The organism is Fictibacillus nanhaiensis, assembly GCF_049537595.1.
GTDB classification, from domain to species: domain Bacteria; phylum Bacillota; class Bacilli; order Bacillales; family Fictibacillaceae; genus Fictibacillus; species Fictibacillus nanhaiensis_F.
Window position 1 is genome coordinate 1,729,734 of the sequence record NZ_JBMULM010000001.1, and the last position, 16,474, is coordinate 1,746,207.

The 16,474-nt window shown below is 38.9% G+C and carries 20 protein-coding genes, 1 other RNA gene and 1 pseudogene; 9 read left to right on the top strand and 13 right to left on the bottom strand.

What is annotated here, in order from left to right:
• The first annotated feature begins 75 nt into the window (after positions 1-75).
• Positions 76-663, top strand: coding sequence for a glycerol-3-phosphate 1-O-acyltransferase PlsY (gene plsY, locus ACOZ9X_RS08695; protein ID WP_144700489.1), 588 nt, complete (start codon positions 76-78; stop codon positions 661-663).
• Positions 664-967: 304 nt separating this feature from the next.
• Positions 968-1,078, top strand: a pseudogene (locus ACOZ9X_RS08700) (YjcZ family sporulation protein); the annotation flags it as partial.
• Positions 1,079-1,241: 163 nt separating this feature from the next.
• Here the strand turns inward: ACOZ9X_RS08700 and ACOZ9X_RS08705 are convergent.
• The gene (locus tag ACOZ9X_RS08705; protein ID WP_423418255.1) at positions 1,242-1,673 is read right to left on the bottom strand and encodes a BrxA/BrxB family bacilliredoxin; all 432 of its coding nucleotides are present in this window, start codon (positions 1,671-1,673) and stop codon (positions 1,242-1,244) included.
• A gap of 55 nt (positions 1,674-1,728) precedes the next feature.
• Complete coding sequence (locus ACOZ9X_RS08710; RefSeq protein WP_423417844.1) at positions 1,729-2,400, bottom strand: NAD(P)H-binding protein; 672 nt, start codon at positions 2,398-2,400, stop codon at positions 1,729-1,731.
• Positions 2,401-2,460: 60 nt separating this feature from the next.
• On the opposite strand from ACOZ9X_RS08710, the gene ACOZ9X_RS08715 reads away from it, so the two are divergent.
• Positions 2,461-3,525, top strand: a complete 1,065-nt coding sequence (locus tag ACOZ9X_RS08715) for an SDR family oxidoreductase (RefSeq protein WP_423417845.1) — start codon at positions 2,461-2,463, stop codon at positions 3,523-3,525.
• 124 nt (positions 3,526-3,649) lie between these two features.
• Here the strand turns inward: ACOZ9X_RS08715 and ACOZ9X_RS08720 are convergent, their stop codons facing one another.
• On the bottom strand, positions 3,650-4,330 hold the full coding sequence (locus tag ACOZ9X_RS08720) for an MgtC/SapB family protein (protein WP_423417846.1): 681 nt from the start codon (positions 4,328-4,330) through the stop codon (positions 3,650-3,652).
• A 209-nt stretch (positions 4,331-4,539) separates the two neighbouring features.
• On the opposite strand from ACOZ9X_RS08720, the gene ACOZ9X_RS08725 reads away from it, so the two are divergent.
• Both ACOZ9X_RS08725 and ACOZ9X_RS08730 read left to right on the top strand, forming a co-directional pair.
• Positions 4,540-4,875 carry a DUF485 domain-containing protein gene (locus ACOZ9X_RS08725; protein ID WP_423417847.1) on the top strand — a complete coding sequence of 112 codons (336 nt, stop codon included), beginning with the start codon at positions 4,540-4,542 and terminating at the stop codon, positions 4,873-4,875.
• Complete coding sequence (locus tag ACOZ9X_RS08730) at positions 4,872-6,413, top strand: solute symporter family protein (RefSeq protein WP_423417848.1); 1,542 nt, start codon at positions 4,872-4,874, stop codon at positions 6,411-6,413. Before ACOZ9X_RS08725 ends, ACOZ9X_RS08730 begins: the two co-directional genes overlap by 4 nt.
• Positions 6,414-6,640: 227 nt before the next feature.
• On the opposite strand, the gene ACOZ9X_RS08735 is transcribed toward ACOZ9X_RS08730, so the two are convergent.
• The 4 genes from ACOZ9X_RS08735 to ACOZ9X_RS08750 all read right to left on the bottom strand — a co-directional run bounded on the left by ACOZ9X_RS08735 (position 6,641) and on the right by ACOZ9X_RS08750 (position 11,075).
• Complete coding sequence (locus ACOZ9X_RS08735; RefSeq protein WP_423418256.1) at positions 6,641-8,059, bottom strand: amino acid permease; 1,419 nt, start codon at positions 8,057-8,059, stop codon at positions 6,641-6,643.
• A gap of 181 nt (positions 8,060-8,240) precedes the next feature.
• Positions 8,241-9,101, bottom strand: coding sequence for a CvfB family protein (locus ACOZ9X_RS08740; RefSeq protein ID WP_423417849.1), 861 nt, complete (start codon positions 9,099-9,101; stop codon positions 8,241-8,243).
• Positions 9,102-9,182: 81 nt separating this feature from the next.
• Positions 9,183-9,332, bottom strand: a complete 150-nt coding sequence (locus ACOZ9X_RS08745) for a YycC family protein (RefSeq protein ID WP_082861366.1) — start codon at positions 9,330-9,332, stop codon at positions 9,183-9,185.
• A gap of 54 nt (positions 9,333-9,386) precedes the next feature.
• Entirely contained in the window at positions 9,387-11,075 is a 1,689-nt protein-coding gene (locus ACOZ9X_RS08750; protein ID WP_423417850.1) for a formate--tetrahydrofolate ligase, read from the bottom strand.
• 178 nt (positions 11,076-11,253) lie between these two features.
• On the opposite strand from ACOZ9X_RS08750, the gene ACOZ9X_RS08755 reads away from it, so the two are divergent.
• A complete protein-coding gene (locus ACOZ9X_RS08755; protein ID WP_137789531.1) occupies positions 11,254-11,580 on the top strand; it encodes a 2Fe-2S iron-sulfur cluster-binding protein in 327 nt (108 codons plus the stop codon).
• 132 nt (positions 11,581-11,712) lie between these two features.
• Here the strand turns inward: ACOZ9X_RS08755 and ACOZ9X_RS08760 are convergent, their stop codons facing one another.
• The 3 genes from ACOZ9X_RS08760 to ACOZ9X_RS08770 are packed head-to-tail and all read right to left on the bottom strand — an operon-like array spanning position 11,713 to position 13,380.
• Positions 11,713-12,357, bottom strand: a complete 645-nt coding sequence (locus tag ACOZ9X_RS08760; protein ID WP_423417851.1) for an HD domain-containing protein — start codon at positions 12,355-12,357, stop codon at positions 11,713-11,715.
• A 2-nt stretch (positions 12,358-12,359) separates the two neighbouring features.
• Positions 12,360-12,659, bottom strand: coding sequence for a DUF6123 family protein (locus ACOZ9X_RS08765; protein WP_423417852.1), 300 nt, complete (start codon positions 12,657-12,659; stop codon positions 12,360-12,362).
• Positions 12,660-12,711: 52 nt separating this feature from the next.
• Complete coding sequence (locus tag ACOZ9X_RS08770) at positions 12,712-13,380, bottom strand: reverse transcriptase-like protein (RefSeq protein WP_423417853.1); 669 nt, start codon at positions 13,378-13,380, stop codon at positions 12,712-12,714.
• A 70-nt stretch (positions 13,381-13,450) separates the two neighbouring features.
• Here ACOZ9X_RS08770 and ACOZ9X_RS08775 point away from each other — a divergent pair, with 70 nt between their 5' ends.
• Both ACOZ9X_RS08775 and ACOZ9X_RS08780 read left to right on the top strand, forming a co-directional pair.
• Positions 13,451-13,858 (top strand): reverse transcriptase-like protein, encoded by a 408-nt coding sequence (locus ACOZ9X_RS08775; protein WP_423417854.1) that lies wholly within the window; start codon positions 13,451-13,453, stop codon positions 13,856-13,858.
• Positions 13,851-14,780, top strand: a complete 930-nt coding sequence (locus ACOZ9X_RS08780; RefSeq protein WP_423417855.1) for a DMT family transporter — start codon at positions 13,851-13,853, stop codon at positions 14,778-14,780. The genes ACOZ9X_RS08775 and ACOZ9X_RS08780 overlap by 8 nt, the downstream gene beginning before the upstream one ends.
• Here the strand turns inward: ACOZ9X_RS08780 and ACOZ9X_RS08785 are convergent.
• The 3 genes from ACOZ9X_RS08785 to ACOZ9X_RS08795 form a co-directional block, all read right to left on the bottom strand.
• Positions 14,777-15,664, bottom strand: coding sequence for a 5'-3' exonuclease (locus ACOZ9X_RS08785; protein WP_137789537.1), 888 nt, complete (start codon positions 15,662-15,664; stop codon positions 14,777-14,779). The genes ACOZ9X_RS08780 and ACOZ9X_RS08785 overlap by 4 nt on opposite strands.
• An 82-nt stretch (positions 15,665-15,746) precedes the next feature.
• Positions 15,747-15,931, bottom strand: a non-coding RNA gene (gene ssrS / locus ACOZ9X_RS08790) — 6S RNA.
• Positions 15,932-15,961: 30 nt separating this feature from the next.
• On the bottom strand, positions 15,962-16,102 hold the full coding sequence (locus tag ACOZ9X_RS08795) for a hypothetical protein (protein ID WP_171005448.1): 141 nt from the start codon (positions 16,100-16,102) through the stop codon (positions 15,962-15,964).
• 107 nt (positions 16,103-16,209) lie between these two features.
• On the opposite strand from ACOZ9X_RS08795, the gene ACOZ9X_RS08800 reads away from it, so the two are divergent.
• Positions 16,210-16,461, top strand: a complete 252-nt coding sequence (locus ACOZ9X_RS08800) for a DNA alkylation repair protein (protein ID WP_066394007.1) — start codon at positions 16,210-16,212, stop codon at positions 16,459-16,461.
• Positions 16,462-16,474 lie beyond the last annotated feature (13 nt).

The window sequence follows — 16,474 nt, forward strand, 5'->3', positions numbered from 1 at the left end:
TAAAGTAATTGTGGGAAAACGAAACATAATATCCTATAATAAAAATAGCTAGTCTCATATTTAAGGGGTGTTCATATGTTTGAAATTATCATCATTCTTTTACTTTCTTATTTACTTGGCTCGATCCCCTTTGCACTCTTAGTTGGAAAAATAGGATATGGCATTGATATCAGAGAACATGGAAGCGGTAACTTAGGCGGTACGAACACATTTAGGACGCTTGGTAAAAAAGCCGGTTTTATTGTATCAGCAGCAGATGTTTTAAAAGGAACACTAGCTGCAAGCTTACCTATAATACTCGATGTTGATATTCACCCTCTCATTGCAGGGGTTCCTGCTGTCATCGGGCATTGTTATCCGGTGTTCGCAAAATTTAAAGGTGGCAAAGCTGTTGCTACTTCTGGCGGCGTTCTACTATTCGCGCAACCATTATTGTTTGTACTCGTCTTGTTCACTTTCTTTTTGACATTATACATAAGTAAATACGTGTCTCTGTCATCCATCATGGCTGGCGTAGGCTCAGTTGTCCTAAGCTTTTTCATTGCAGGTGATTGGCTGACAACGTATATCCTTATCGGCTTTACATTGTTCTTAATCTATAGACATAGACAGAATATTGTAAGAATCGCTAAGAAAACAGAGCCTAAAGTGAAATGGATCTAAGAATCGTTCTTTTTTAAGAGCGGTTCTTTTTTTACGTCTAAACTTCTTGGAGACAAGATTAACTTATTGCCCGTTTATCAAGACTTTTTGATAAAAGTCGAAAAATAGGCTCTTCTCCTAAAAAAGTACAGGCGTTTTCACTAAAAACTCCGCATTTGTCCGTGTCCGTTTATGTGTTTCGGTCATATGGTGTAATGTGACGTTGACCTAGACTTAAATATTTGGAGGGACTGAAATGGAAAATAAAAAAATGAATATGCCTTATGGTGACAATATGAACATTAATATGAAGCCGGTAGCGAATATGCCGATTCATCATGGTGAATATGGTGGAGGTTATGGTGGCTATGGACACGGATGCGGCTTTTTAATCATTGTTGTTCTATTCATCCTGTTGATCATTATCGGTGCTACTGCGTTTCATTGTAAAGAAGAAGAACATGACTGTGACGAATCGTCTTCATCTTCGTCTTCATCCTCATCTCATTAAGTCATCATATTTTAAAAAAGAAAAGAGAGAAGCAGATCTGCTTCTCTCTTTCTTTTGTTATAAAACCTGATCATTCTAGACTAGTGGCTTAACAATGCTCATCATATGCCCCAAGAAGATTCTCAAGAATTTCTTCAGGTGCATGATTTTCGATATTATGACGATGAATAAAGTGAACAACTTTTCCACCCTTTAGTACAGCCATAGACGGAGAAGATGGTGGGATCTCCCCAAAGAATTCTCTCATTTGAGCCGTCGCTTCTTTATCTTGACCAGCAAAAACAGTCACAAACTGGTCAGGTTTTACAGAATGATTAAGAGATGCTACTGCGACCGGACGAGCAAGACCAGCAGCACAACCACAGACTGAATTAATGACAACAAGTGCTGTACCTTCTGTTTCTTGCATAAAATAATTTACTTCTTCTGGTGTTTTTAATTCTTCAAACCCAGCACGTGTTAGTTCGTCTCTCATCGGCTGAGCCATCTGTTTCATATATTCTTCATAAGCATTCATGATTTATTCCTCCTGAAAACGATTCATTTACATACAATGTTATTATAACGTAAACAGACTAGCTTTTTAAAATGTTTCTGCTTATCTCATGTATCTTCTTGTTCTCAATAATTTTTACGGAATCAGTTTGGGTGTTGAAAGCGTCTTGTATCATCGCTCTTGCAACTGAGCTTGATTCTACCGGTTCATATTTACTAGGATAGATAAAAGGGATTGCTTTATAAAGCTTTTCAGCCAATCTTTCTCCGAACCTGAACTCTTCGCGATCACCGATCAATAAAGATGGTCTTACAATCGTCAAAGAAGAGAGATTCATTGAGATCAAATGGGACTCCATGTTTCCCTTTACACGATTGTAAAAAAAAGTAGACTTAGCATGAGCACCCATAGCTGAAATAACAGAAACATGGGTTATATTTAACTTGTGAGCAAGTTTTCCTAATTTAACCGGAATATGTAGATCTACTTCTTCAAAAGCTTTTTTGGATTTTACTTTATTCATCGTCGTTCCGATACAGATGAACATAACATCCGCTTCTGTATGTTCTAGGCTATATTCAGATGCAGTAAAATCAAATATCACTTCTTTAATCTTTTCATGCTTCATACCCGATGACTTTCTAACTAGTAAGATAATCTCTTTACACTGTGGGTCCGTCAATAATTGCTTTACCACTTCTTTTCCTACTAATCCGCTTGAGCCTGCAACAATAACAGTCTTCTTATTCATGTGTTACGGTCCTTTCTGTTACGAGTAAACTTATCTTATCATGAGCTGAGGTGTATATCGATGAACCATACTTATTTTATCACCGGTTACCCAGGATTTATAGCTTCAAAGCTTGTAAGTGCTCTTCAAACAAAGTATCCTTCTTCTACCTTTTATTTATTGATCTTAAAACATGAACGTGAAACTGCAGAGCGAAAATTACGAACTCAACCTAAAAACATACATCTTATCGAAGGAGATATTACAAAACACAATTTAGGTCTTGCATCTCACACTATAGATGACCTTTATAAACAGGTTACACACTGTGTACATCTTGCAGCTCTTTATGACCTCACTGTTGCTTATGAACCTGCATATCTTTGTAATGTGATCGGTACAAAAAACGTCTTAACGTTTGTTGAAAAGTGTCCGAACTTAAAGCGTTTTTGTTATTTCAGTACAGCTTATGTTTCTGGAGATGAAAAGGGATTGATCATGGAGAGCGACATTAGTATGCCTAGTCGGTTTCGTAATTATTATGAACAGACAAAACACGAAGCAGAAGTGCTAGTCCGTGATAGAATGAATGAACTTCCGATCACGATCATACGACCTGGTATTATTGTAGGTGATTCAAAGACAGGAGAAACGCTCAAGTTTGACGGTCCTTATTTTATGATGCAATTTATAAATCGGCTTGGTAAATTCCCCATTCCCTATATCGGAAAAACTTCATCCAAGATTCATCTCGTTCCTGTCGATTTCATCATTGACGCTTCGGTGTATCTCATGCACGAGACTGTCGGAAGATCTAAGACGTATCATGTTCTTAGTCCAGATTCACCTTCCATACAAGATGCATATACATCTTTATGCCAGGAGCTTTTAGGGAAAAAGCCAAGCTGGACGTTTAATAGAAGAATAGCTGAAAAATGTCTATCATTTTCACTTGTTTCGAAATGGCTTGGTGTACCTTTAGAAACTCTTTCGTATTTTTCTCATGATGCGAAATATGATACTTCTCAACTCGTAAAAGATCTAAAAGGATCAGGAATTGAATGTCGGCCCTTCGATGAGTATGTAGGTTCGATGGTACACTATTATAAAAACAATGCTCATGACAAGAACTTAATACGATATTAAAAAAAGGGTGACAGATTACGTCACCCTTTTTCTTTTCCTAAGAGATAACTCTTAAATAATTTGAATGTATCAGCCACTTTATAAAGAGAGCCTCTTCGACAGGCTATCGATCATAAAACCTAAATCATCCAAGCGTTTCAATCTCAACACTTCTGATACCCTCAATTTTTTTCACATCATCATATAGATCTGTGGTGTATCTTTTCTCATAGATGGATGCTGCCATCTCCATTTTTTTGTAGTCATGCTCAAGATCCTTTATTCGAACATTTACGATCTTTACTTTCAGCTCATTGATCTCTTTCATCACATCACTCATGATGGTGTCTGGGTTAACGACCAATTTTAACTTAATATCGATCTGTCTTAATGCTTTTGGACCGATCCATTTCATGATAAGTGGAATCAGTTCAACACTGATAAGAATTAAAAAAGCACCTGCAGCGGCTTCTTTATAGAAACCAGCTCCGGCGGCAATTCCTAGTCCAGATGCTCCCCATATCATAGCTGCGGTTGTTAATCCTGAAATTACATCGTTGCTTCTTCTTAAGATAACACCTGCTCCAAGAAAACCAATCCCACTAACGATCTGAGCTGCTAAACGCATTGGGTCCATAACCGTTTGACCAGATAGAAGTGAAAATTGTCTAGCAGATTCTATGCTGACAATCGTGAGCAAACAACTGCTGATGGAGATAACAAGGCTCGTTTTAAGACCAACGGGTTTATTCTTCAACTCCCTCTCAATTCCGATGATCAATCCGAAGAATGCCGACATTCCAAGTTTCACTAAGACAAGACTCATGATGTTTACACCTCTCTCCTGTTTTTGCCCTTATTTATTAATACGCAAATCATCCCATTAAATCCTTCTAACTTCAAGAACGATTCCCGTTGAATCATAACGTTTCTCCGTATATAATAGAAGTTGATTTTGTCAGAAAATAAAGATTATTCAGTTAAAGGAGGCATGAGTATTAGTTGGATTTAATTTAATAAGAGGAGGAAAATGCATTGTTACCAAAAAAACAGCAAAATTTTGAACACTCAAGGTACAGCGAAGTCGTGAACACAAACACATTTCAGCAATTAATGGCTGAGAAAAAACGTTTCATCCTGCCAATGACCGTGTTTTTTTTACTGTTTTACTTCAGCCTTCCTGTCCTAACCGCTTATACAGATGTGTTGAATAAGAATGCGATCGGTGATATCACGTGGGCTTGGATCTTTGCTTTTGCTCAATTCATCATGACATGGGCTCTGTGTATGATCTATACGAAACGAGCCAAGCGCTTTGACGAACTCGCTGAAAAAGTGATAGCTGATATGGACAAGGAGGCTTCCTCATGAATGGTACAGCATTTTCTTTGTTTTTAGGAATCGTTGCTCTTACTTTAGTCATTACCTATTTTGCTTCTAAGAAAACAAAAACAACGAGTGATTTCTACACAGCAGATGGCGGATTGACCGGAATGCAGAATGGACTTGCCATTGCCGGAGACTATATGTCAGCTGCTTCATTCCTTGGAATTGCTGGCACGATCGCACTATCTGGGTTTGATGGCTTCTTTTATAGCATAGGATTCCTAGTAGCCTACCTTGTTGTTCTGTTCTTAGTAGCTGAGCCTCTTCGCAATCTTGGTAAATATACGATGGCGGATATGATTGCTGCGAGGTTTAATGATAAAAAGGTTCGCGGTGTTGCAGCATTGAATACGATGGCGATCTCTACCTTTTATATGGTCGCCCAATTAGTAGGTGCTGGTGCTCTTATCAAACTTTTACTAGGTATTGAGTACATATATTCTGTACTTATCGTAGGCGTATTGATGACCGTCTATGTGGTGTTCGGTGGTATGACTGCTACATCATGGGTACAAATCGTAAAAGCGATTCTTTTGATGCTTGGAACGTTTATCATTTCTGTCATGGTGTTTGCTAAATTTGGTTTTAGCTTTACTGAGATGTTCAACCAAGTTAAAAGTGCTACACCACTGGGCGAGTCGTTTTTGAACCCCGGTAATAAGTTTAAAGACCCGCTTGATACGATCTCCTTAAACTTAGCACTTGTCTTAGGAACTGCCGGTCTTCCTCATATACTTATACGGTTCTTTACGGTAAAAGATGCTCCTACTGCCAGAAAATCCGTTGTGTATGCAACTTGGCTGATCGGAGCGTTCTACATCATGACGATCTTTTTAGGATTTGGTGCTGCAGCTTTTGTTGGACAAGATCAGATCGTAGCTGCGAATGCTGCTGGAAATATGGCAGCTCCACTGTTAGCAGAAGTACTCGGAGGAGAGTTTTTGTTTGCCTTTGTTTCTGCCGTTGCGTTTGCTACCATTCTAGCCGTCGTTGCTGGATTGGTACTGTCAGCCGCTTCAGCTTTTGCTCATGACTTTTATACACACATCATCAGAAAAGGTCATGCATCAGAAAAAGAACAGATGAAAGCCGCCAAATGGGCTTCAGTAGGGGTAGCGATCATCTCTATCATACTCGCTTTGTTCGCACAAAAATTAAATGTCGCTTTCTTAGTCTCTCTTGCCTTTGCCGTAGCAGCTAGTGCAAACCTTCCTATCATTCTTTTAACAATATTTTGGAAGCGTTTTAATACGGCAGGCGCAGTAACTGGGATGTTAGTCGGACTCATTAGTTCACTTGTTTTAGTAATGATTTCACCTAGTGTATGGTCTCCTGTAGAAGGAGCCGCGATCCTTACAGGAGAAGCGATCTTTCCTCTAGCAAACCCAGGTATTGTTTCTATACCACTTGGGTTCTTAGGAGCTATCGTCGGAACGATGCTTTCCAAACCATCAGACGTTGATAAGTTTAATGAAATTTTAGTAAAAGCAAATACGGGATCTGGTCTTCGAAAAGGTGCTTGATGATAAAAGGCTGTTTTTGTATTCATTGTTGCTAATGAAAGTATTGATTTCCGTTTCAGATGCTCGCTTTCCATGGGGCAGGCGGTGAGCCACATACGTACGTTTCCGTATAAGTGTCTCACCTGTCTAGTTACAATGGCTAGCCCCTCGAGATCAAAAGTTAAAGAAGGAATAAAAAAGACTTAAAGGCAACAATCTTTTACAAAGAGCTATAAAAAAACCGGCTATTAATCAGCCGGTTTTTTGATGGGTTCAGTTTGTTTTGGAACGAAGGGATAAAATAAGATGCCTGATGCAAGTAAGGCGATTCCGAATAAGAAAGTCTTGAGATCTGCCGTTCCTGCATAGATGACCCAGAACGAATAGATGGCAGCAACTGAAGCAATAATACCATCTGTCGTTCGACTTCTTCCCGATTTCTCATACGTCTCACCTTTCATAACGAGCTTCAACTGATATAGAGAAGCGAACAAATATGGAACGAGAAAAGCGAGTGTTGCAATAAAGATCATAAAATCAAAAGCAGACGCCATCGACTGAGAAATAACAGAAAACAAGAATAGCTGAGTACAAAGGTTTGTGATCCAAAGAGAGAAAACGGGTGCACCTTTTTTATTTTCTTTTAAAAAGTTCGTGATAAACATCCGCTGCTGTGCTGCCTGAAACGGCACTTCAGCAGAAAGCAAAACCCAACCAACAGTCGCTCCCAATAACGAGACCACTCCTAAGACGGCCATGATCATACTGCCAGATGGTCCAATTGCTGCCATCAATGAATCAACAAGTGGTTTTTGAGAGTTGATCAATTCTTCTTGCTTAAGAGTTCCCATGACTAACAACGTGATACTTAAATACAAAAGAAGTGCGATGATCAGACCAAGGATCGTCGCCTTTTTTACATCTCTTTTCTTTTTGGCACGAGTCGCGAAAACAACAGCAGATTCTACTCCTACAAATGCCCAAAGGGTTGCGATCGCGGCGTTATTTATCTGAGATAGAAAACCTGAAGTAACACCGCCCTCACCCTCGATCGGAGCATAGAAAGGAACAAGATTACTGCTTTGGAACGCAAATAAACAAGCTACTATAAATAATAAGAATCCTAAAACTTTAGCTACAGTTGCAATAAAGTTTACCTTCCCTGCTCCCTCGATACCGTTAAGAATCAAGATATGTACGCTCCACAAAAGAACGGAACAGATAATAAACGTGATGACTCCACCTATTCTTACAGAAGTCCCCATCACGGTGAATAAAATGGTTTTGTTTGTCATAACAGGGAAAAAAGTTGAAAGATAACTGGCAAACGTTGTGATGATCGCAACGTTACCTGACCAGTTAGCCACCCAATATCCCCAGCTTACAAGGTATCCTGCTACTAGTGAAGATCGTGAATTCTCTTTAAACAAAGCCTTCGCGTAGTTTTGAGGACCTCCATTTAATTCAGGTTTTCTTAAACTCAGGTTTCCAAAAACAAGTGCTGTCATCAAAACACCAAAACCTGTGATCAGCCAGGCTGTTAATACACCAGATGGACTAGCTACTTCTGCTAATGATCGTGGCAACATGAAAATACCCGATCCTACCATATTTCCTACAACAAGCGCTGTTAAGACCCAAAAGCCTAGATTTCTTTTCAAAGTGATTCCACCTTTCTCTTCGTATTTTACCCAATGAAGTACATTGCAAATCCTGAAGTAACATTAGCTAAAAAGTCTATACGAAAAAGAGAATGGAAAATAAAAAATAAAGCTGTTAAAAAACAATAATTGTTATAGGAGTATTCCTCAAAAAGTAAAAAGAGCCTGATTAATCAGACCCTTTTCCTTAAATTTGAAGAAACGTTTTTCCATCTTCTTGAATGATTTTCTCTTCTTTCATAAGCTTACCTAGAGCTCGTTTGAAAGCAGCTTTACTCATCTGAAAAGTCTCTTTGATCTCTTCTGGAGATGATTTGTCTGTAAGTGGCATCTGCCCTTTGTTTTCTCTTAAATATTGATAGATGCGTTCAGAATCCTCACTGTAAGCAATCTCTTTTCTTGCTCTCATCGATAAGTTCATTCTTCCATCTTCTCGAACGAAAGCTACACGAGCTCCAAGCTTCTGCCCTAGACGAGGCTTCACCTTTAACTCATCGTTATGGATGAATCCGATTTGCTGTGACTCAGTAAACAGGAGTACACCCGCTTCATTAATCTTATAAACATATCCTGACGTTTGTTGGTTAAACATCTCTTCTGTTGCTGCTTCCGCTTGTTCTACCATCTCTTCTTCTGTAGCCAAGTCAGCAAAGATACGGCCTTTTTTATCCAGCTTCATACCTGAGTATACACGGTCGCCTAGATGTGGCCATTCATCCCATGATTCAGGAAGATCGTCTTTTGATAAGAGAATATCTTTCTTAATACCGATATGAAGAAATACGCCTAACTTACGGTTCACGCCCGCAACTTCTAGCCAAGCTAATGAATCGAGACGAACTTTTGGAATCGTTTCGGTAGCCGCCAGTCTTCCTTCGTGATCTTGATATAAAAAGACTTCTACCATGTTTCCTTCTTCATGCTTACTTTTTGCTTCAGACCGATGTAAAAGAACTTCTTTCCCATCTTCAAGATCTAATACATAGCCAAGATCTGATACTCGCACAACTTTAAGTGTATACACTAAACCAGGTTTTTTTGTTTCCATATTTTCATTCCTTTTTTTAATAGATAGATTGAGAAAAAAAGAAAAAACCTACATAGTAGGTTTTCGCCTTCTTGTTCTTAATTATTCATCCTTATTTTCTTTGGATGCTTCCAATTCCATCAGCTTTTTCACCAATATATGCTGAGGCATATGCATCAACTGTTCCAGTGGTACGTTTAACGCCTTTGCTAATTTCACCGCAGTATCAGCTGATAGTTGTAATGGTTTCATATGCATCCCTCCTACAGAAGTATAGCAGTTTATAAGGATACTTTACACTATTTCTTAAAATAGTCCTACTGCTTTTCCGTCTTCAGATACATCCATGTTGTTCGCTGCAGGTACTTTAGGAAGTCCTGGCATCGTCATCACATCACCTGTAAGAGCAACGATGAACCCAGCTCCAATCGACGGTTTAAGTTCTCTGATCGTAATCGTAAAGTTTTCTGGACGGCCGAGTTTTTTTGGATCATCCGAGAAGGAATATTGAGTTTTAGCCATACATACAGGCAATTGATCCCACCCGAAATCAGTGTACTGCTTCATTTGCTTTACAGCTTTTGGTGAGAACTGTACTTCTCCTGCTCCGTACACTTTTTTACAGATCGTCTCTATTTTTTCTTGTAAAGAAACGTTTAGTTCGTAAAGAGGTTTGTAGTTATTCTCTTCTGATTCAATGGTTTCTAACACTCTGTTTGCTAATGCTTCTCCACCTTGTCCGCCTTTAGCCCAAACATCAGCTTCTTCTGCAGCAACACCTTTACTATTGCACCACTCTTTTATGAAAGCAACCTCTTCGTCGGTGTCAGTTACAAATTTGTTGATAGCTACCACTACAGGCACACCAAATTCTTTTAACGTTTCTAAATGTTTTTCAAGGTTTGGCATACCTTTTTGAAGTGCTTCTAAGTCCGGATTCTTCAAATACTCTTTTGCAAGGCCTCCATGCATCTTAAGCGCTCTTACAGTAGCAACAATAACAACTGCGCTTGGATTGATACCCGCATATCTCGCTTTAATGTCTAAGAACTTCTCAGCTCCTAGATCAGCACCGAATCCAGCTTCAGTTACGACCATCTCACCAAGTTTAGAAGCTAGCTTTGTCGCGATAACACTGTTACACCCATGAGCAATGTTAGCGAACGGTCCACCATGAACAAGTGCCGGTGTGTTTTCTAATGTTTGTACGATATTCGGGCGAATCGCATCTTTTAACAATAAGGTTAATGCACCATGAGCATTCAGATGTCCAGCGGTTACAGGCTGATTGTCGTAATCAAACGCCACTACCATCTTAGATAGTCTTATCTTCAAGTCTTCTAGATCATTAGCAAGACAGAAGATGGCCATCACTTCTGATGCTACGGTAATATCGAATCCATCTTCTCGTGGTACACCTTGAACGGGTCCACCTAAGCCGATGACAATCTTTCTTAATGCTCGATCATTCATATCTAACGCACGCTTCCAAACGATTCGACGTGGATCTATATTCAATTCATTCCCTTGATGTATATGGTTATCAATCAATGCAGCTAATGCGTTATTAGCGGTTGTAATAGCATGCAGGTCTCCAGTAAAGTGCAGATTGATATCTTCCATCGGCATCACTTGAGAGTATCCTCCACCTGCTGCACCACCTTTAATACCCATGCTAGGGCCTAGTGATGGTTCACGTAAAGCGATAATCGTTTTCTTTCCAACACGATTGAGTGCTTGTCCAAGCCCCACGGTCACTGTAGACTTGCCCTCTCCTGCTGGTGTTGGACTAATCGCTGTAACTAAGACTACTTTTCCATCTTCAACATTCTGAAGCTTTTGAAACAGATCCAATGAGAGCTTTCCTTTGTATCTTCCATAAGGTTCCCAATCATCTTCTTCAATTCCTAGTTGTCCTACAATTTCTTCGATTCGCAGCATTTTCGCTGATTGGGCAATCTCGATATCACTTTTGAACGTAACCTTTTCTAGCATGTTGATTTAACCCTCCATCATATGTAATTGACTCCACTCTCTATTGTATATGAAACAAGTATGTGATGCGATTAGTTTTTCTATTACAACTTTTAATCCTGTAGTTTACTTGGTAAGAGGTTATCGTATAATATGTATGGAAAGAAATACTAAGTATTCATTTAAGGAGGCAGGTAAAATGGCTAAAATTGATGTGCGTGGATTTGGTACATACGAGATCGAGAATGGCAAAAAACTTGTAAATGCACTTGAAGACAATGGGATTGATATCCTTCACCGCTGTGGAGGCAAAGCAAAATGTACAACATGCCGAGTGGAAGTATTGTCAGGAGATCTAGGTCCGATCGGCGAAAATGAAGCTAATATTATCGCTACGAAGGGTCTATCAGGTAATGTAAGGTTGTCTTGCCAGATCTGTGTGAGTGAGGATGCATCAATTAATCCTGTTCTTACTGTAACATCAGAAGGATTAGACGCAGGACCTCGACCAGCAGAAGAGTGTTAGTCTAGATTCTAAGTAACTAAAAAAGGCCATTATTTTGGCCTTTTTTTAATACAGATCATTCACTTTGTAATGACAACCTAAATTAAGAATGTTGATTTTGGATGTTTATTTTCTCTTCCTATGAAAACTTACTCACTTTCTGCCTTCCCACTCTTCAAAAAACTGCTCTAGAAAGTTTTCTAGAAAGGCATGGCGGTCATCTGCTAGTTTTTTTGCATATGGAGTATTCATCCCATGCTTTAACTTTAACAACTTTTCGTAGAAGTGATTTATAGCTGTACTCTTTTCATTGCGATACTGCTCTTTTGTCATGATTTCTCGAACAGGTATCTCAGGATCGTACATCAACTGTCCCTTCGCTCCGGAATAAGCGAATGTTCGGCCGATTCCTATAGCTCCGATCGCGTCTAAACGGTCTGCGTCCTGAACGACTCTACCTTCAACCGATTCCATCTCTTTTCCGTTACCGCCTTTAAATGACATCGTAGAGATAATTGACAATATGTGCGTGATGTAATATTCCTCGACAGAAATTGATTCTAACCAATTTTTCACTTCTTGAAGACCTTCTTCTTCAGTTCCTGCAATTTTTTCATCAGCGATATCATGAAGAAGTGCCGCCATCACACATACAAAGTGATCTGCACCTTCTTTTTCTGCAATGTTCAGAGACAGATTTTTAACACGATAGATATGATACCAATCATGTCCACTGCTCTCGTTTCTTAATTTATCTTTTACAAACTTCTCTGTCTGTTGGATCATTTTTTCTTTCATACTTACCCCACTGTATAAGAATGTTTTCTTTCGTTGTTGGTTTGCAGTTGATCTAGTAATTCATACGCTTTTTTCTTTGAGGTTATCTTTTCATTAACTAAAGATTCTAAAATGGCGATAAAGTAACTTCCGTCAAATGATAATTGTTTAATTAAAGTAACTTCTAATGCTATCTTCACTTGAGATTCACTTGCATCTGTATAATGTTTTCCAAAATCCACAAAATGAAGGTCTCCATCATTAAGACGAAACCCTTTTGAAGCTAATAATGCTATATAGTCGCCTAGAACGTTCTCATTCATTTCTACCTCAACCCCAAAATCAAAAGATTCTAGTAAATTGTACCAGTAACATTCAGGAATTATCAATGACTTCTTTCTTCGCTTGTATGATCTTTCCGTTTAATGCTTGTGTTACGAGATGATCTGCATCTTTGTTCTTGTTTCTAGCCACCCATTCGTAAACAGGTTCGATCTGAAGTTTCTTCAATAGTGTTTCGATTTTTTCTGCCCAGTTCTGGAGGTTCGTTTCATAACATGGCCATTCCCCTTTTAATTGCTCTATGACAACCTTTGAATCTCCTTGAATTCTCACTTCTTCATATTGAACTCCAAGTTCTTCGAGTTCTTTTATCGCTATCCACAGTGCAGCATACTCTGATTCGTTATTGGATTCAAGATTGGACAGACTCGCGTTCTTTTTAATTCGATAGGTTATCCCGTTTTGAGAAAAATGAATAATAATACCTTGACCACTAGTTCTCGTTTCCGACTTAAAACCTCCATCGAAATAAATAGAGATATCTTTTGGTTCTTCTTTTTTGACTTGCGTTAATTTAGTCAGCTCTTTCTTCGTCCACGTTACATCTTTTGTATCGATGAAGACCAATTCAGATACTCTTCCGGTCTTCTCCAAATCAGTTGCTGTAAAAAGGGCTTCAGCTAGCGGCATAGGATCAGAAACAAATCGAACCTTCAAGGGGGATTTGGGATGTTTATACATATACTCTATTGAGAAGTTCATAGTAATCTCCTTTTTGTTTTTTATAAAGTCCTTTATAATACGAATATAATCGTATAGAGGAGAGAAAGAATTGATAGAGATATACATTGATGGTGCAAGTGCAGGTGATCCCGGACTCTCCGGAGCAGGCGTGTATGTAAAAGTCGGAAACGGCACTACACATTCGTATCGTTTTCCAATCGGTACGATGAGTAACCATGAAGCGGAATTTAGAGCTCTAATTCATGGTTTAGAACTATGTATTGAACATGATTGGAGAATCGTATCGTTCCGCACAGACTCACAAGCAGTTGAGAGCGCGGTGGATAAGAGATTTGCAAAAGATAAACGTTATACAAAACTTTTAGAAGAAGCTCTAGAACTTTCAGAGCAACTGGATCTGTTCTTTATTAAGTGGATTCCTTCAAAGCAAAATAAGATCGCAGACGAACTTGCACGACAAGCCATTCAATTAAACAAGAGACCGTCAGATGTTTAGAAAGACTTGGTTTGCCGACTTCAATCTACTCCTTGTAGCTTTGATCTGGGGTTCGACTTTCGTTATCGTCCAGAAAGCAATCGCGTTCTTAGAACCATATTCATTTAATAGTGTACGTTTTTCCATTGCCGCCATAACATTATTGCTAATTATCTTCTTGTTTAACCGTTCGTCACTCAGTCATTTTTCAGACAGGAGCATATGGATCAGCGGTATCATACTTGGCTTTTGGCTATTTTTAGGGTACGGGTTTCAGACTGTCGGATTGTTGTATACCACGTCTTCAAAAGCTGGGTTCATAACAGGATTAAGCGTTGTCTTAGTGCCTTTGTTCAGTTATTTATTGTTAAAAAACAAACTGAATTGGCAAGTAGGAATTAGCTCGATAATAGCAGTATTCGGTTTATATTTATTAACGATTCACAACAGCCTCTCGTTGAACACTGGCGATGGTTATGTACTATTATGTGCTATTTCATTTGCTCTTCACATCGTGTTCACAGGAAAGTTTGCTTCATCATACAACGCTATTTGTCTAACTATTATCCAACTTTTGACCGTTGCTCTATTTAGTTTTATAACTGCAATCATGATGGAAGATTGGCAGCAGATGTTTACGGCCAAGTTGGTTCAACAGCCGGAAGTAATCAGTGCTCTCTTGATCACCTCATTCTTTGCAACTGCTCTAGCTTTTTTGGCTCAAACACACTTTCAATCGTTTACGACGCCTGCAAGAGTGGCTTTAATCTTTGCGATGGAACCTGTTTTTGCGGCACTTACTGCTTATATCATGCTTGATGAACGACTGGGTTCAAAATCATTGTTTGGTTGCGGGTTGATTTTACTAGGCATGATTTTATCTGAAATACGGTTCAATAAGAAGTTTATAAAACGCAAACAAAAAGAGTGGGATCTTACTTAACCCACTCTTATTTGAATCTCTAATTCTTCTAATGCGCTTCGAACACTCTGTTTATCTAAAATATATCGGCATTCCTCTAAGTCTCTGTCGACTACTTCAGGAACATCTGTAAAAATCGTACATAAATCTTTACTAAGAACAGCCATCTCACGCCCTGCTTCGAGCTTTTTTAAATACCTCTTATATCTAGGATCTAAATTCTCAAAATTCTCATAGATCGATTCAACCGCACCATATTGTTGTATGAGTGGAAGTGCAGCTTTGTCGCCAACTCCCGCTACCCCAGGAATATTATCACTTTTATCGCCTAGTAAAGCTTTAACATCAATCCACTGAGCAGGAGTTATTCCATACTCTTCTTGGAAATGATTCAATGTATATTTTAGCTCATCTCTTTTTACTGTAATAAGCTGTGAAGTCTTTTCGCAAAGAAGCTGCAAAAGATCGCGATCGTTGCTGTAGATGATACATTCTCCGTCACGTTCGTTTCGCCAGCGATACGCCAGTGTGCCGATGATATCATCCGCTTCATATCTAGGAATCGTAAGCTGCGTGATTCCGATGTTATCAAAAAGTTGAACAAGTGTCTCAAATTGCTGGATAAGTGGCTCAGGCAACTCATTTCTTGTTCCTTTGTAATCAGCAAATTTTTCTCTTCTAAGTGTTTCATCACGTTTAACATCCCAAGCAACAACAATATGAGAAGGCTCATGATCTCGAACGAGCATAAGCAGTTTCTGAATGGTAACACGTATGGCATTCGTAAACTGCCCTTTTGAGTTTCGAGGAAGATCATGCATTTCTTTTCCATAAGCTGTAGCAAAATAACATCTGCTGAGCAGGTTGAATCCATCGATTAACAATAGTACTTCTTTCTTTTCCATTTGCTTTTTATCCCCCGGTAAAAATATGTTATGAAAAAAGCGCATTTTACATGTGATGTAAAATACGCTTGTTGTCGTTTAAGTAAAATCCGCTCTGCCGTGACTTTATATGCCTTTGGAACCTGATCTCTCAGGTGGGTATCCGCAGCTGCCGTTACAGCCTTCCAAGTCGAATGCTAGGCTTGACTGTCTGACAGATCATATTGGATTCCCGTCATTAGCACATAGGTTAAAGACATGGAAAAGCCACGAACATCGCAGAATTTTATTATACTACCAGTTTGTTAAGAAGTAAAATCATTTTGTTTTTTTGCCATGATGCATCTTTTCCACTTCCATCTCAGCATAAGACGCAAATTCTGTTTGATTGTCTGCACCGTTTTCTTTCACGTTGTTATTGCGTTGTGCATTAGCGTTGGCTTTTTTCTGTTTACCCATGATGTATCCCTCCTTTTTCTTACTATGGCTAAATGAAATAAAAATATAACTTACATAATTTTTCCTTGACTGGTTAACTTAAGACTAAAAAGGAGGGTTTCTTAAAAATGGCAAATCCTTATCTATGTCCAAACTGTAAGACGAACCGTACGCGTTTTAACGTGATCGAACAGAATCCTGTAGCAGTGAAGCTGGATCCATCCACTGGTGATGTAGTTCAACAATACGAAGATGGTGAATTAGATATGTTCCATCTTCCGTATAAAGGTTCAGAACGACTTATTCAGTGCGGAGCATGTGGCATCGTGGGAGAAGAAGAGATGTATATCAAACGTGCACAAAGTAATCCAAGAGCATAGAAAAAAGACTGCC

Bases quoted from the DNA above. Each gene is read 5' to 3' on its own strand.
- ACOZ9X_RS08765 (WP_423417852.1), bottom strand. From the start codon at position 12,659: ATGAATGAGAACGTTCTAGGCGACTATATAGCATTATTAGCTTCAAAA.
- plsY (WP_144700489.1), top strand. From the start codon at position 76: ATGTTTGAAATTATCATCATTCTTTTACTTTCTTATTTACTTGGCTCG.
- ACOZ9X_RS08740 (WP_423417849.1), bottom strand. From the start codon at position 9,101: ATGGAAACAAAAAAACCTGGTTTAGTGTATACACTTAAAGTTGTGCGA.
- ACOZ9X_RS08730 (WP_423417848.1), top strand. From the start codon at position 4,872: ATGAATGGTACAGCATTTTCTTTGTTTTTAGGAATCGTTGCTCTTACT.
- ACOZ9X_RS08720 (WP_423417846.1), bottom strand. From the start codon at position 4,330: ATGAGTCTTGTCTTAGTGAAACTTGGAATGTCGGCATTCTTCGGATTG.
- ACOZ9X_RS08795 (WP_171005448.1), bottom strand. From the start codon at position 16,102: ATGGGTAAACAGAAAAAAGCCAACGCTAATGCACAACGCAATAACAAC.
- ACOZ9X_RS08745 (WP_082861366.1), bottom strand. From the start codon at position 9,332: ATGAAACCATTACAACTATCAGCTGATACTGCGGTGAAATTAGCAAAG.
- ACOZ9X_RS08710 (WP_423417844.1), bottom strand. From the start codon at position 2,400: ATGAATAAGAAGACTGTTATTGTTGCAGGCTCAAGCGGATTAGTAGGA.
- ACOZ9X_RS08770 (WP_423417853.1), bottom strand. From the start codon at position 13,380: ATGAACTTCTCAATAGAGTATATGTATAAACATCCCAAATCCCCCTTG.
- ACOZ9X_RS08780 (WP_423417855.1), top strand. From the start codon at position 13,851: ATGTTTAGAAAGACTTGGTTTGCCGACTTCAATCTACTCCTTGTAGCT.
- ACOZ9X_RS08800 (WP_066394007.1), top strand. From the start codon at position 16,210: ATGGCAAATCCTTATCTATGTCCAAACTGTAAGACGAACCGTACGCGT.
- ACOZ9X_RS08755 (WP_137789531.1), top strand. From the start codon at position 11,254: ATGGCTAAAATTGATGTGCGTGGATTTGGTACATACGAGATCGAGAAT.
- ACOZ9X_RS08785 (WP_137789537.1), bottom strand. From the start codon at position 15,664: ATGGAAAAGAAAGAAGTACTATTGTTAATCGATGGATTCAACCTGCTC.
- ACOZ9X_RS08750 (WP_423417850.1), bottom strand. From the start codon at position 11,075: ATGCTAGAAAAGGTTACGTTCAAAAGTGATATCGAGATTGCCCAATCA.
- ACOZ9X_RS08760 (WP_423417851.1), bottom strand. From the start codon at position 12,357: ATGAAAGAAAAAATGATCCAACAGACAGAGAAGTTTGTAAAAGATAAA.
- ACOZ9X_RS08715 (WP_423417845.1), top strand. From the start codon at position 2,461: ATGAACCATACTTATTTTATCACCGGTTACCCAGGATTTATAGCTTCA.